We start from the raw sequence: 15,039 nt of genomic DNA, 5'->3' as shown, positions 1-15,039 counted from the left end.
TTGCTTTAAGGGAGACAAGCTCTCTGTGGTTATTATAAAAACAGCGGCTTATAATCGTTTTCTAATTGTTCAAACGACAAGTCACCAATAAAGCGCCCAAAACTGAGCCAAGTTGCTAAACCGCGTAAGTCTTTAAAGTGTGGCGGTACAAACTTAGGCGATTCGATTACTCCTAAACTATGCAGTTGCGTAATCAGCCTAAAGTCATCAATCGATATTTTTCCCACCAATAATAAAGGCAGTTGATCAATTCGGCCCAGTTGTATGGCAACCCGAATCAAGTTGTACACCAAAACAAAGCCTTTAATGTAGGCAATGTCTTTAGTAAACGGCAAACCTGTGGGTGTACTGCCCCTAAATACACGCTGAGCTAAAGTATAGCTTTCATCTTGCGATAATCCTTGCGCTACATAATCGCGGTAAATGTCAACAAATTCAGCACCATCAATTACCTTGGTTACCGCTTGAATACGGTTAACTAATTTAGATAAGCGCCGTGGTGTTGATTTTAAGGTAATAATTTCGGTTAATACCGCAAGGCCCTCTTGGGTCACTGTTGAGCTTGGCGTGCCTTTACTTAAACAGGTTAAGTAAGGTTGCGCTAGGCCATTTTGCGTCGTGCCTACATGTATCCAGCCTTCGTGCACTTCTAGAATATCGAGTTCACGCTGCGAAAACTTCACATCTTTATTTAGCTTAATATTATTAGCCCCAGCTGCTGCATCGCTCACTATGCCATCGCTTAGCATTACCTCTACGTTGATCCCTACCATACTGGCATTAACTTGCTCAGATAAAATACGCACAGCATCGCTTGCTGCTATATTTTTAGGATCGTCTGGCAGTATATCGGCAATTAATAAGTTTTTAAGCGGCCGCTCTAACATGTTTGCCAGCTCAGTAAGTGAAGGCTCACCAGCATGAAACAAATCTTTAGGGTGCCCAAATAGCTCTACTGATAGGTCATGAAATTCAGGCGTTCCTCGATATTCCAGCATGCTTAATACGGTTTTATACTCGCTGCACATTTTTCCCATATATTGAGCTATTGGGTTTAGCTGTCCTAACTGGTTAATAATGTTACGCTGCAAAGTAGAAAACGCTTGGCGTAGTTCGCTGGGCACAAATCCTAAATCGCGCTGCTGATAATATGCACGATCGATAACTGGATTTTTTTGACATTTTTGTCTAAAAAATTCTTCTTTAATTTGTTTATCCCAATTAATCGCATCCAGTATTCTTATAGGTGTTTGCAGGGCAACTAATTGATCTGATAATTCACGAGTTTTAAGTAGTAACGCCTTGTCTATCATGGTGTAAGCTCAACAAATAATGAATTGTGAGCATAATTTAAAATAACCAAATTACAAAGTAATATCATCATTTTTTAACCATTGTTTTTAAGATGATCGGGCCACATATCTAATACGTATACACTTGCAAAGTTAAGGATTAATTAATGAAAAATGAAATCGACAACAAGCAAATTTTAGCTGTGTATGAACGCATAATACAACGCGGCGAAATGCAGGATGATGCTAAGCATTATCAAGGCGTTACCGCGTATTCAGACGCAGACGGTTATACCATTTATTTACAAGGCAGCGGGGTAGAACTGCGCTTTGGTTTTCATAATACGTATCATCTTGATTACGAACATGAAAAACAAAAAGATGACTTTTTAAAAAAATTACACAATATTGCCAATGAAACCTAATGCTGCCACCCAGGCTTAAAAAACGCGCCACTAGCAAGCTCAATACTTCCTTTATTACGCAAGTAATTATTGAGCTTGAAGCTAATCCGCACAAGCTCGAAATTATTCGCCACAACCTAGCTTACTACCGCACCCAAACTCATTTAAAAAAAGGCTTTCTTCTCGCTATTGAGCGATTTGACTGGGTGTTTGCAGCATGTAATAACGTGGATAAAATTTGCGCACAAATTATGGCCGATGACTACATTGGAAATCGTCTTAGGCGTTATCCTCTTTTGTTCAAAGGTATATTAACGCCTTAAATAAAGCTGTAACAATACCTCTGCTTTGTATATATATTAACCCTTCTTGCTTTGCTATATTTACATTAACTTTATAAAACCAGCCTGTTGTTATAATTATATCCATTGCAATTTTGGCTATATAAACAGCAACACATACCGTTAGTGCTCTAATGATTACCGTACTAAGCATATTATTTGAAATTATTTACATTTTATTTCTTAGTAAAAATAACCCTCACTTACCTCACTATAAAACAACGCGTAAACTATTGTTTTTAAATAATATAAATTAAATTAATTGTTTGTTATTTACGTATGCTAGATTACCTTTTTTGTTAATATTTCATCTACATTTAGGCATCCGATCATTTACCTGCGCCTTGAATTGTTAGAGCTATTACCTTAAGCTTATGTTTATTGAACGGTCAATTAATAATAAATATGCCTAAAGTTGGAATGGAACCTATAAGACGTCAGCAGCTAATTGACGCAACAATTGAGTCGGTTGCACAGCGCGGTTTACAAGCAACCACTATTAACAGTATTAGTAAAAATGCGGGATTATCCTCTGGCATTATTAGTCATTACTTTGGTGGTAAGCAGGGATTAATTGAAGCAACGGTCAGGTATTTACTTACGAGTTTAAAACAGGAGCTTGTTTGCAAGCTTGAAGCAAATACCAACGCGACGCAGCGCTTAATGTTTATTATTGAAGCTAACTTTGCACTTGTGCAACAGCGCTCAGACACTACACGAACTTGGTTGAGCTTTTGGGCACAATCAATGCACGATGCCGAATTACACCGGCTACAAAATGTAAACAGCAAACGCTTGCAAAGTAATTTAGCATTTTCATTTAAGCAATTAATGCCCACTGAGCAAGCAAAACAAGCTGCCGAACTTAGCGCCGCCATGATCGACGGCCTATGGTTACGCGCAGTACTTAGTAAATCAAACGAACATCAGTTTAATCACAGTGAAAAGCTAGCAAAAAGTTATGTGCATTCACTCATCAAGCAATATGGAGCCTAGCGTGACAACACCTGTCTATCAAAATTTTATTAACGGCCACTTCCTTGCAAATAAAAGCGGCAAAACATTTGATGTAACTAACCCTGCTACGGGTGAAGTTATTTATGCAGTAGAAATTGCTGACGAGTTTATTCAAAACGCTGCCATTGCAAGTGCAAAGCAAGGTTTTGCGCAGTGGTCGGCCATGTCGCCTATTGAGCGCAGTCGCATTTTACTCAAGGCCGTAGCAATTTTACGCGAGCGCAATGATGAGCTAGCGCTGGTAGAGGTACTTGATACCGGCAAACCAATGCAAGAAGCAAACTGTGTAGATATTGAAACAGGCGCTGATGTTATTGAATTCTTTGCTGGTTTAGCACCGGCACAAGTTGGCCAACAACAAATGGTTGGCAGCGACTTTTACTATACCCGTAAAGAGCCTTTAGGTATTGGCTGCAATGTTGATTTTCCCATCAATTCCAATTGCTATCTGGTTTAGTGTGCTTTATCACTACCACGAAGCTGGTATTCCTACCGAAGGTATTAAAAACTTTGCCATGGTATTTGTTGGTATTATTTTTGTAATTAACTCTCTTGATTCGCTTATCCGGTTATACACAGATAACTTAAACTTGACGGTTAAACGCTTAGGTAAATTTAAATATTTAACCATGAATATTGTTGCTTTGTCGTTGTTAACATTACTATTTAAGTTAGAGTTTTTACAAATTCAATGGGTTGGCGCATTAGTTATTACCTTGTTCTTTATTTGTATTGCTTATATTGGCTACAACAAATTAAAAACGGTGAACGACATTATAGGCTCACCAAAAGCAAACAAAATTGATTACACCAAAATTGAAAATATGAGCTAGGAACAACATTATGAATAATAAACTAAAACAACTTTTTATCGCTTTACCTTTTACACTTTTATCTACAACTGCAGCGGCAAATTGGTCAACAACCATTACTGCAGCTTCTGACTATACTTTTAATGGTGTATCCCAAACCGACAGTGACCCAGCAATTCAAGCAAGCCTTGATTATGCATTTGATAACGGTGTTTATGCGGGTATTTGGGCCTCTAACGTAGATATTATTGGTCTCGACGATATAGACTTTGAGCTTGACGCTTACGTTGGGCGTTTTATGCAACTTAACGAACAAGTTAGTCTAGATTACGGTATTGCTTATTATACGTATCAAGGTGACGGCAGTGATTTTAATTATGGCGAAGCCTATACAAAATTTGGCTATGCGAGTGATTATGGCCAAACAGAGCTTAACTTTTGGTACAGCTGGGACTACTTTGGCAGCGGCGCAGGGCATGTTATATCACAAATAGCGCATACATATGAGTTAGCACCTAACCATGCGTTACGTGCAAGTTTTGATATTTCAAACTCATTAGACGGTAAAAAATACGCGTGGGATAGCAATGAAAAAAATCTTACAACCATTACCGCTTAGCATACAAAACTAGCTATGAAGGCTTTAATATTGAAGTTGCCGCCGAGAACACCAGCTTAGATTACGACTACACAGATGAGCGCCTGGTGTTGGCCGTATCACGTACGTTTAATTTATAAACTTAATTAATTAAATGAATGCTATTACTTAGCAAAAAAATGCCACTTAAGTTAAGTGGCATTTTTACTTTTATTTGCTTGAGTAATAAAAGATCGAGCAATTTAAATCACATCTATAGGTAAATCAGCCAAAGTACTTACAAAGCTAAAACCAGTGCAAAATCATCAATGGCAATCGTAATACCCTTTTTACATAGTTTTCAAGCTATTAAATTATTAAAGCATCTACTTTTATAAGCGTTGATAAACTTATCCAAACCATCATCCTTGCTAGCCCTACTCGAGTTGTTTTTTACCTTACTTAAAGCTGCCGTGCGTAACTGACTTTAGTAAAAAAGGTGCGCTGGTCGCGCTCAAAGCTTTTAAGTGATTCATCTTGGTAACCTTTATCTGAATACCCTAAGTAAAATAATGTTTGCGCATTAATTTTGTACGAATAAACGAGTTGGCTGCCGTAATCTTTATTAGTTTGGTTCACTTGATAAAAATAAGCATTTTCGTTGCGATCAATATCTTCAAATTGCCAAATAAGCTTTAGCATTGAGCGCATATTAAATTTATAGTAAAGACTAAAATCAATTAGGTTAGCTGTAAAAACACGCCCCCTTGTAGGTTGTCTAATTGGCTGTAGCTATGCTTTATGTCAACTTGCCAATGATTGTTTATACCCCACACCGCTTGAGTTTGGGTATCAAAGGCGTCACCTAGTTGCTCATTACTGTAGTCAATGCGACTCCCGTATTCAACATACAAAGACAGCCTAAGATCTTTTGTTGGTTTAAATCCGCTGTAAATATAACCAATGTTTTGATTATAAAAATTAGTGTTATAATTTTCATACCTATGTATCAGCCCTATTTCGAAAATAGACTGTTTTTGGCCTTTAAAGCTTAAATAACCTTCGTACTCTTGCTCAAGTAAATCGCCATTTTTCGCCCAAGTTTTATCCCAATCAGCTACATATGACCAAGAGGTAACTAAATCATTTTCATCTCGATACCAGGTTTGCCCGCCTCCTAAAATAACTTTTTCGTAATCGACCTTAGCTTGATAGCCTAAATCGGCACGATAATCTGCGCCAATATTTTCGTACTCTGCGAATAATTTATAATCGCGTTTATCGCGGGTGAGCTTAATTGCATACGCTTGATCGGATTGTGTTTGTGACAGGTTATAATTTTCAACTAAAAATGCTGAGTTGCGGGTATCACTGCTCGCAACTTGATAACTTAAGGTGTCTGATTGATTAAACCAGTAACTACCGTCAACTGATAAAACCGTATTGCGATAGTCATCACCTTCACGATGCGTACTTGAAATCCCTACAGTGCCTTGCTGGCCAATATCGTACTGGTAACGCGCCACTGCCACTTTGGTATTTTCGTTTAAGCTTGCAAATCCTGAGCCCTGATTAGTTGGCAGTAAAATATTGCTATTGTCGTCATCGGCAAACATCACCGCATAACTGTGATTAGCTGTTTTGCCGGTTAATTTAGCGCCTAGATTAGGATCTGCAATGGTGCGAGTATATAAAAGCTCAAATAAACTACTTTTAAAATATGACGCACCGTCTAAAAAAAACGGCCGTTTTTCTTCATAGTATATAGAGTAAGTGGTATTAATATCCAGCGCCAGAGAGTCGGTTTCCACTTGCGAGAAGTCTGGATTTATAGTGGCGTTTATAACGGCGTCTTGGCTTAAGCCCCAGCGTAAATCTATACCTATTTCGGCGTTTACATCGCCATTTTCCCAATCACCCGGTAACTGTGATTTGGTATCGTTACGCAGCGCAGTTAAAGTAGGCGTTAATTGCAGGTTTTTGCTGACCGTTATTTTTTCAAAGCCGGTAAGCTTATCAAACTGACAAAGGCTGCACTTAATATCGCGATCAAACCCAATGTTTGATAACTGATAAAGCACATCTCGTTGATAATTGCGCATTAGGGCAAAACCCCAGGTTAATTGCTCTTTATTTTGTGCAAAACGCAGCGCTTTAAAAGGAATACGCATTTCTACCACATAACCTTGCTCAGTTATCTTGCCTGCGCTATCCCAAATGGCATTCCAAGAAAGGTCTTGTTGCCAGCCATCGGTGTCGGTCATGCGAATATCGCCCTGAGCCCCTAGCGGGTTCACATAAAATTCATAACCAGAGCGCTCATCATTAAAGGTATCAATTACTAGTGCCACGGTGTCATCTTGCCACAGAGTATCGCGATCTCGCAGTGCAGCGCGAATGTGCGTTGGGTCAGGATCGTGTGCAACAAACGCTACATATAAGTTACTGCCGTCTTCGTATATATAAGCATCGGTTTTTACCGGTGGCGTACCTTTTTCATTTGGTTCATCTTGAAACTGCAATGCAATGCGCGTGGCATCTTGCCAATGCGCCTCATTCATTACCCCATCTACTGTTATATTTTTATTAATACGCGTGAGTGAATAGTGTTGTTTATTGGCAAGCGCGCTTGGAGTGGTGAGTAAAAGAAAGAAAAAGCTTAAAATAAAGAACACTGATTGTTTTTTTATTATTAAGTACCGCATAAACAGCCATTTAGACTTAAATTACTCAATAAGAGTAATTTCTGGCGTGGATTGTAGTTTATACCAATGGATTTGTTAATACCTTGCAAAGAGTTTTCTGCATAACATTAACTAATTAATAATAAAGAAGTATTTAAGCGCAGCGATTAGGTTTCAATAAGCTTGAGTTTATCAGCAATACCATTCCACTCATCAGCATCGGCTGGGGCTGGTTTTGCCTGCGTAATGCGTGGCCATATAAGTGCAAGCTCGGCATTTAGTTCGGTAAACTCTTGTTGTGACTCTGGTAATTCATCTTCTTGATAAATAGCATCAGCTGAACATTCAGGTACGCATAAACCACAGTCAATGCAATCAATTGGGCTTATAGCTAAAAAGTTAGGGCCTTCAAAAAATGCATCTGCTGGGCACACTGATACGCAATCTGTGTACTTACATTTAATACAGTTTTCGGTGACTACAAATGCCATAATGGTTCAATGCCTAAGGTTTTATAACGACAACGGCAGATCATACCCAACCAAGGCTAAAATACAATATATGAGTGCCATAATAGCGTAATTTAACGTAAAATAAGCGCCTTATGTTTTGTGGTGCTATTTGCGCTACTCCCCTTATTGTGAGCGGTAATTAAAAGCCCGCTAAGACACCTAAAAGAGACAAAATGATACGTTTAACCGAAATAAAACTACCGCTAGATCATGACGAAAATGCAATTAAAGATGCCATTGTCAGTAAGCTAAAAATAACGCCAGAACAGTTACATAGTTTTAATGTGTTTAAACGTGGTTACGATGCCCGTAAAAAAACAGCTATTTTACTTATTTATACCTTAGATATAAGCGTTGATAACGAAGAGCAGTTACTCACAACTTTTGCCAAAGATCAGCATGTAAAAGTAGCACCCGACACCGCTTATAAGTTTGTTGCCCAGGCAAATAACGATTTAAAAGAGCGCCCTGTCGTAATAGGCTTTGGCCCTTGTGGTTTATTTGCAGGTTTAGTGTTGGCACAAATGGGCTTTAAGCCAATAATATTAGAGCGTGGTAAAGAAGTACGCGAGCGCACTAAAGATACCTTTGGTTTTTGGCGTAAGCGCGCACTAAATACCGAGTCAAATGTACAATTTGGTGAAGGCGGCGCAGGTACATTCTCCGACGGTAAATTATACAGCCAAGTAAAAGATCCAAAACATTATGGCCGTAAAGTTATTACCGAGTTTGTTGCCGCTGGCGCGCCAGAAGAAATTTTATACGTAAGTAAGCCACACATAGGAACCTTTAAACTGGTAACTATGATTGAAAAAATGCGCGCGCATATTGTAGAACTTGGCGGCGAAATTCGCTTTAGCACTCGCGTAGACGACATTCATTTAGAAGACGGCCAAGTAACGGGCTTAACCTTGTCAAATGGCGAGCAGCTAAATACCCGCCATGTAGTGCTTGCTGTGGGTCACAGTGCCCGTGATACCTTTGATATGCTATATAAAAAAGGTATTTACATGGAAGCTAAACCATTTTCGGTGGGCTTTAGGATCGAGCATAAGCAATCTATGATCGATGAGTGCCGCTTTGGTGACAATGCAGGTAACCCCATTTTAGGCTCTGCTGATTACAAACTAGTTCACCACTGTGATAATGGCCGTACCGTATATAGTTTTTGTATGTGCCCAGGGGGGACTGTGGTTGCAGCCACCTCTGAAGAAGGCCTAGTTGTTACCAATGGTATGAGCCAATATTCTCGTAGTGAGCGAAATGCAAACAGCGCTATTGTTGTAGGTATTTCGCCAGAGCAAGACTTCCCGGGTCATCCATTAGCGGGTATTGAGTTACAACGTAAACTTGAAAAACAAGCATACGAACTTGGCGGCAGTAATTACGATGCGCCAGCACAACTTATTGGCGACTTTTTAAAGGGTAAATCGTCATCAGCTTTAGGCGATGTGCAATCATCTTATACGCCGGGTATTAAATTAACCGATTTAGCCGATGTATTACCTAAATATGCAATTGATGCTCTGCGTGAAGCAATTCCGGCATTTAATAAGCAAATTCGTGGTTTTTCAACTAATGATGGCTTACTAACAGGGGTAGAAACACGTACCTCTTCGCCGGTAAGTATTAAGCGCGATAAAACACTTCAAAGTATTAATACTAAAGGGCTTTACCCTTCTGGCGAAGGCGCAGGCTATGCCGGTGGTATTTTATCGGCAGGTATTGATGGTATTAAAGCCGCTGAAGCGGTGGCGCTTTCAATGCTAGAAAACGCAAAATAAGCGTTTTATTAATTTAAGCCATAAAAAAACCTGAGGAAGCTCAGGTTTTTTTGTAACTGCAAATAACCATATTAGGTTAGCGCATTATTAATTACTTTTTAAGCGACAGTTTTTCGCCTTTTAAGCTTTTACGTATTTTAGAAATACGTGAGCGATTTACTGCTCTTGCTTCGCCAGTTGCTTGACCAGATGGCTTATTAGCACGAGTACGACGTAAGTGTGCAGGCTTTTTGCCAATTTTATCAATTAATACTTCACGGTTACTTACTGCATAGCCTTCTAAGTAAACACGTTTAATTTTTTGACCAATTAAGGTTTCAATTTCAAACAACATGTTTTCTTCTTCACGGCTTACAAACGAAATTGCTTGGCCTTCTTTACCTGCGCGGCCAGTACGACCAATACGATGTACGTAGTCCTCTGCAAGCCAAGGTAAGTCAATATTAATTACACGCGGTAAACCATCAATATCAATGCCACGCGCCGCAACTTCTGTTGCCACTAATACACGTACTTTACCTTCTTTAAATTCACGCAGCGCACGACGACGATTACCTTGTGACTTATCGCCATGACAAACCGCAGCCGGAATGCCATCAAGGTTAAGCTCTGTTACTAGCTCATCGGCTGTTTCTTTCATGTTTACAAATACTAACACTTGCTGCCAGTTTTTCTTACCAATTAGCTCAGAAAGCAGCTCTTGCTTACGGCGCTCTTCAACGGGGTAAACCACATGCGCTACAGTGCTAGCAGTACTGTTTGTTTGATCAACACGTACTATTTCTGGCTGTTTTAATACTTTAGATGCAAACTGTTTAATTGCTGCTGGGAAAGTAGCTGAAAACAACAAGATTTGACGATCGTCAGCGCAGCTTTTTATAACGCCTTGCATCTCTTCAATAAAGCCCATATCGAGCATACGGTCGGCTTCATCAAGTACTAAGTGCTTTACGCTGGCAAGGCTTAAGTTACCTAAGCGAATATGATCAAGTAAACGCCCTGGCGTTGCTACTACAATATCAACACCTTCTTTAAGTGCATTAGCTTGGCCTGCGGTGTTAACACCACCAAATAAGCTGACTACTTTTAACGAAGTATGTTTTGCGAAGTCTTTAAAGTTATTTGCTATTTGCTCTGCAAGTTCGCGCGTAGGCGCTAAAACTAAAGCATGCGGAGCATTAGTAGTGCTTACTTCAGACTCAAATAATTTTTGAATAATTGGTAGCGCAAACGCGGCGGTTTTACCCGTCCCCGTTTGTGCACTTGCTAAAACGTCTTTACCTTTACGAACAGCAGGAATTGCTGCGCGCTGAATGGGCGTAAGGGTGTGATAGTTAAGTTCGTCTAACGCCTGAACAAGTTCAGGAGCAAAACTAAAAGATTTAAAATTCATGGTGTATAACCTGCGGCCACATTATCAAGGGTCGCAAATTATACAGTAAAAAAGTGCTAACAGTTAGTCATTACTTTACTTTTGCATGGTTTAATCTGTTTTATAGCGTTTAAATATTAAAGAGGTATTAATACCGCCAAAAGCAAAGTTATTACTCATTACATAATCGGTGTTAATTTCTCGCCCTTGCTCGGTTATATAGTCAAGTTGAGCGCACTCGTTATCCACCTCGGTGAGGTTTATTGTGGGGGCAAACCAGTTATCATTCATCATATTAATCGTCGCCCACGCTTCAATAGCACCGCATGCGCCCAAAGTGTGGCCTAAATAACTTTTTAAAGAGCTAATGGGTTTTGCCCCTAATGCGTTAAAAGTGGCATGCGACTCTGCTATATCGCCTCGATCGGTTGAGGTGCCATGCGCACTTACATAACCAATTTGCTGGGCGGTTAAATTTGCATCGTGTAGGGCTTGTTCAATCGCTATTTGCATTGTTTTAGAGGTAGGTTGAGTAACATGCTCACCATCACTATTACAACCAAAACCAACCACTTCTGCCAGTATAGTGGCACCGCGCGCTTTTGCGTGTTCATACTCTTCTAAAATCAGTGTGCCAGCACCTTCGCCAATCACTAATCCATCACGGCCTTTATCAAATGGCCTGGGGGTTAACTTGGGTGTGTCGTTTTTTGTGCTGGTAGCATATAAGGTATCAAATACTGCGGCTTCGGTAATACATAACTCCTCTGCACCACCAGCAACCATCACCTTTTGACGACCAAATTTTATTGCTTCATAGGCATAACCAATACCTTGTGAGCCTGAGGTACAAGCTGAGCTTGTGGTGATCACTCGCCCTTTTAAGCCAAAAAACACTCCAACATTAACCGGAGCAGTATGCGCCATCATTTGAATATAACTAGTGGCTGTTACCCCAGACATAGAGCCCGACTCCATCATATTAGCAAACGCGAGTAACGGCGGGGTTGACCCTATAGATGAACCATAAGAAACCCCCGTAGAGCCATCGGTTAAGCTACTATGATTGAGTAACTGGGCTTGCTCTAACGCGCACTCTGTAGCGCGTGTTGACATAAGCGCCACTCGCCCCATTGAGCGTATTTGTTTACGTTTATAATGACTCGGTCGCTCAAAATGAGTAACCGGCGCCGCTAAACGCGTATTAAGCTCTGGTGCTTTGTCCCACTGTGGCATAGTGGTCACTGCATTTTCGCCTCTGATCAGTGCTTGTTTAAATACCGACCATTCATCGCCAAGTGCGGTGATCACCGACATACCTGTCACTACAACGCGCTTCATTACACCATACCGCCGTTAACTGAAATGACTTGGCGGGTAATGTAGGCCGCATCATCTGAGATTAAAAATGCCACAGTACCCGCAACTTCCTCTACTGTGCCCATACGCTTAAGCGGGATCATTTTTAGCATTTCGTCTACCGGTAACTCGTCAGTCATTGCGGTTTCTATTAACCCAGGTGCAACGCAGTTTACGGTTATTTTTCGCTTAGCCAACTCTAACGACAACGCTTTTGTAGCGCCAATAATACCGGCTTTTGCCGCACTGTAATTTACTTGCCCACGGTTACCGGCAATGCCCGATACAGAAGCCATGGTTACAATACGCCCACCTTTACGGTTTTGCACCATAGGCATTACCGTGGGGTGCACCACATTATAAAAGCCATCAAGCCCGGTACGAATAACGCAATCCCAGTCCTCGCCTTGCATAGCCGGAAACGCCATATCATTGGTAATACCTGCGTTACATACCACGCCATAATAAGCACCATGCTGGGCTATGTCTTGCTCTATTTGTGCTTTGGCGGCGGCTCTGTCGCATACATCAAATTGTAATAAGCTAGTAGCTTGGCCTAATGCCTGTATTGCTGCGCAAGTTGCTTGTGCATCTGCCACACCACTTTTACAATGCACTGTAATGTCATACCCTTGGGATGCTAATTTAAGCGCAATAGCCCTGCCTATGCCACGGCTTGAACCTGTGACTAAAATTCGTTTTGTCATTGATTATCTCTTATAAATTCCAGCGGATTTTCGGGCTGAAAAACATTAATTTTTGCTTCACATGCTAATGTATCGCCGTGGATTATTTGGCATTCAAACACACTCAATCCCGACTCTTCTTGATATAGCTTATGCACTTTAATAGTTAAACTACTATTAACTTTAAAACACGCTTGATGGGTTTGATATTTACGCGTACCAATTAAAAAGCCTATTTTAGGAGGCTCATTTGCATCGTTTGCTAATGCGCCTGCGTAAGCGGCTATTGACTGCGCCATATACTCAACCCCAATATAACTGGGTACACCGGCAATATCGGCATTATAAAACGCACTTTGCGGTGTAATCGTTACCTGGCAACGCGCACTCTCGGCGCTATAATGCGTTAAAGTGTCAATTAAAATCATTGGTGCGTCGTGGGCAAGCAACTGCTCAATTGCGTAATGATTACTGCTCAGCTCATTCATCGGCAATACCTAAAATTAAACTGGCGTTATTGCCACCAAAGGCAAATGAGTTTGACAAGCAGTAACGCAATTTGGGCTTAAATGCTTGTTTTATTATTTTTACATCGGCCAAGTTACCGCCTGTTGATAATACGTTATACGGCAATGCATACTGGCCTTGCTCTTTAAGAAGTAGCCAGCATAGCGCGGCTTCAATTGCGCCTGCAGCTCCTAAGGTATGCCCAGTTAAGTGCTTGCTTGAGCTAAGTGGCGTATTGTTGCCAAACACACGATTAATTGCAAGTGCCTCCATTTCATCATTTTTTAGCGTTGCGGTACCGTGTGCATTTATGTAGTCAATTTCATGGGCAGCTAATTGCGCTTGTTTTAGTGCTTTTTGCATTGCAGATTGCGCGCCCATACCATTGGGATCGGGCGCTGAAATATGATGTGCATCAGAGCTTTCGCCGCCACCGTACAGTGCAATTGCTTTATCTGTAATTGCGCTTACGCCTTTACTCATTACAAATAATGCCGCGCCTTCACCAATATTAATGCCGTCTCGGCTACTTGAAAACGGCTGGCAAACTCCGCTACTTAACGACGCTAACGAATCAAAACCATTGAGAGTAAGTTGGCATAGGGTGTCAACGCCACCGCATATAACAACATCGGCCATATCAGCTTTTAGCAGTGCGCGGGCACTTAGTAATGCTTTTGCACTTGATGTACAGGCTGTAGAAATACTATAACAGGGTCCCTTTGCATCAAGCTTTTGCGCAATATAGTGTGCTGGGGTGGCAAGTTCTTGGTCATAATAATGAAAGTCATTTGGCCATTGCGCTGTGTGTTCAAAATGAGCACGAGCCCGTTCACCATCTGCAATACCCGAAGTACTCGTGCCTAACACCACCGCAATACGGGATTTATCGATATGCGAAAATTGCTCAATAGTTGTTTGTAGTTGCGCTAAGCACATATCAATAAAGGTATTTATACGTTTTTTTTGCGCCAACGCAACCGAGGTTACTTTGCCAACATATAACGGCTGTTGTTGCGCGCTAAGTGTAGAATTTAGAGTTAATATAGGCGTTGCAGAGTTATAACTGTTTAAGCTATCGAGAGTTGCCTGCGGGCCTACTCCCATCGCACTAACAATACCTAAGTTATTTAGCCAATATGTCACTGAGTTACCTTTTTAAATATTATTTTATAATCACGTACAATATTATGCAGCGTAATTGCATCATCGTTATAGTCAATGGTGATCAGGGTTTTATGATTTTGTAGTACTTGTCTGTGTGTGCCTACTTGCTCCACGAGTGCGCCGCTCAGCTGCTCATTTATAAACGCAACAGGCCAATGTACTAAGGCAATGTCGGCCAATACATAAGCAGGATTTATATCGACGCCTACAAGCATTTTTTTAGCTTTAATTGGCTCTTTGGGTGATTTTTCAAGCTCTACAATTGGAAAGCCCTGGCTGGTCATCATCAGCAACTTGACCCCTCCCGCCTCATTAACCGCCAATTGCGATAACAAGGTATGCTGCTCTTGCCCAGTGGTAATAAATAACACTTGTTGCCAAGAGCGGCCATACATTGATGGCGCCATGCTATTTAAATTTAGGCTAGCCGCAGGTGCTATGCTTATAGCTGCACTGGAACTAAACTGACTCGCACAGGCTGACAGCACTATGCAGGTTAGCAATAGCAGTGCACGCTGGAGTATT

12 protein-coding genes and 4 pseudogenes are annotated in these 15,039 nt (G+C 40.9%); 7 read left to right on the top strand and 9 right to left on the bottom strand.

Annotated elements, in window-relative coordinates; all coding sequences use genetic code 11:
* Positions 1–32: 32 nt before the first annotated feature.
* Positions 33–1,313, bottom strand: coding sequence for a flavohemoglobin expression-modulating QEGLA motif protein (locus tag AAEZ18_RS04760; RefSeq protein ID WP_011330049.1), 1,281 nt, complete (start codon positions 1,311–1,313; stop codon positions 33–35).
* Positions 1,314–1,459: 146 nt separating this feature from the next.
* Here AAEZ18_RS04760 and AAEZ18_RS04755 point away from each other — a divergent pair, with 146 nt between their 5' ends.
* The 6 genes and pseudogenes from AAEZ18_RS04755 (at position 1,460) to AAEZ18_RS04730 (ending at position 4,604) form a co-directional block, all read left to right on the top strand.
* The gene (locus tag AAEZ18_RS04755) at positions 1,460–1,717 is read left to right on the top strand and encodes a DUF3081 domain-containing protein (RefSeq protein WP_086995854.1); all 258 of its coding nucleotides are present in this window, start codon (positions 1,460–1,462) and stop codon (positions 1,715–1,717) included.
* Complete coding sequence (locus tag AAEZ18_RS04750) at positions 1,717–2,019, top strand: hypothetical protein (RefSeq protein ID WP_350594022.1); 303 nt, start codon at positions 1,717–1,719, stop codon at positions 2,017–2,019. The genes AAEZ18_RS04755 and AAEZ18_RS04750 overlap by 1 nt, the downstream gene beginning before the upstream one ends.
* A 438-nt stretch (positions 2,020–2,457) precedes the next feature.
* Entirely contained in the window at positions 2,458–3,033 is a 576-nt protein-coding gene (gene betI, locus AAEZ18_RS04745; RefSeq protein WP_086995886.1) for a transcriptional regulator BetI, read from the top strand.
* A gap of 1 nt (position 3,034) precedes the next feature.
* Positions 3,035–3,502 (top strand): annotated as a pseudogene (locus tag AAEZ18_RS04740) (aldehyde dehydrogenase family protein); the annotation flags it as partial.
* A pseudogene (locus tag AAEZ18_RS04735) lies at positions 3,459–3,887 on the top strand (BCCT family transporter); the annotation flags it as partial. The pseudogenes AAEZ18_RS04740 and AAEZ18_RS04735, both read left to right, overlap by 44 nt.
* Positions 3,888–3,897: 10 nt before the next feature.
* Positions 3,898–4,604: pseudogene (locus AAEZ18_RS04730) on the top strand (TorF family putative porin).
* A 301-nt stretch (positions 4,605–4,905) separates the two neighbouring features.
* Here AAEZ18_RS04730 and AAEZ18_RS04725 read toward each other — a convergent pair.
* Together AAEZ18_RS04725 and fdxA are read right to left on the bottom strand one after the other, a co-directional pair.
* Positions 4,906–7,148: pseudogene (locus tag AAEZ18_RS04725) on the bottom strand (carbohydrate binding family 9 domain-containing protein).
* Positions 7,149–7,294: 146 nt separating this feature from the next.
* Positions 7,295–7,618, bottom strand: coding sequence for a ferredoxin FdxA (fdxA, locus tag AAEZ18_RS04720; protein ID WP_011330038.1), 324 nt, complete (start codon positions 7,616–7,618; stop codon positions 7,295–7,297).
* 194 nt (positions 7,619–7,812) lie between these two features.
* Here fdxA and AAEZ18_RS04715 point away from each other — a divergent pair, with 194 nt between their 5' ends.
* Positions 7,813–9,423, top strand: coding sequence for an NAD(P)/FAD-dependent oxidoreductase (locus AAEZ18_RS04715; RefSeq protein WP_011330037.1), 1,611 nt, complete (start codon positions 7,813–7,815; stop codon positions 9,421–9,423).
* 91 nt (positions 9,424–9,514) lie between these two features.
* On the opposite strand, the gene AAEZ18_RS04710 is transcribed toward AAEZ18_RS04715, so the two are convergent.
* The 6 genes from AAEZ18_RS04710 to AAEZ18_RS04685 form a co-directional block, all read right to left on the bottom strand.
* Positions 9,515–10,816, bottom strand: a complete 1,302-nt coding sequence (locus AAEZ18_RS04710; RefSeq protein ID WP_011330036.1) for a DEAD/DEAH box helicase — start codon at positions 10,814–10,816, stop codon at positions 9,515–9,517.
* A gap of 90 nt (positions 10,817–10,906) precedes the next feature.
* Complete coding sequence (locus tag AAEZ18_RS04705; protein WP_350594024.1) at positions 10,907–12,136, bottom strand: beta-ketoacyl-ACP synthase; 1,230 nt, start codon at positions 12,134–12,136, stop codon at positions 10,907–10,909.
* A complete protein-coding gene (locus tag AAEZ18_RS04700) occupies positions 12,136–12,861 on the bottom strand; it encodes a 3-ketoacyl-ACP reductase FabG2 (RefSeq protein ID WP_086995832.1) in 726 nt (241 codons plus the stop codon). Before AAEZ18_RS04700 ends, AAEZ18_RS04705 begins: the two co-directional genes overlap by 1 nt.
* Complete coding sequence (locus AAEZ18_RS04695; protein WP_225740935.1) at positions 12,858–13,328, bottom strand: hotdog family protein; 471 nt, start codon at positions 13,326–13,328, stop codon at positions 12,858–12,860. The genes AAEZ18_RS04700 and AAEZ18_RS04695 overlap by 4 nt, the downstream gene beginning before the upstream one ends.
* On the bottom strand, positions 13,321–14,493 hold the full coding sequence (locus AAEZ18_RS04690; RefSeq protein ID WP_350594026.1) for a beta-ketoacyl-ACP synthase: 1,173 nt from the start codon (positions 14,491–14,493) through the stop codon (positions 13,321–13,323). Before AAEZ18_RS04690 ends, AAEZ18_RS04695 begins: the two co-directional genes overlap by 8 nt.
* The gene (locus tag AAEZ18_RS04685) at positions 14,490–14,909 is read right to left on the bottom strand and encodes a DUF3261 domain-containing protein (RefSeq protein ID WP_231613330.1); all 420 of its coding nucleotides are present in this window, start codon (positions 14,907–14,909) and stop codon (positions 14,490–14,492) included. The genes AAEZ18_RS04690 and AAEZ18_RS04685 overlap by 4 nt, the downstream gene beginning before the upstream one ends.
* Positions 14,910–15,039: the final 130 nt, after the last annotated feature.

Source organism: Pseudoalteromonas sp. 19-MNA-CIBAN-0066 (genome assembly GCF_040308705.1).
Classification (GTDB): domain Bacteria; phylum Pseudomonadota; class Gammaproteobacteria; order Enterobacterales; family Alteromonadaceae; genus Pseudoalteromonas; species Pseudoalteromonas nigrifaciens.
This window is presented reverse-complemented; position numbering and strand designations above follow the sequence as displayed.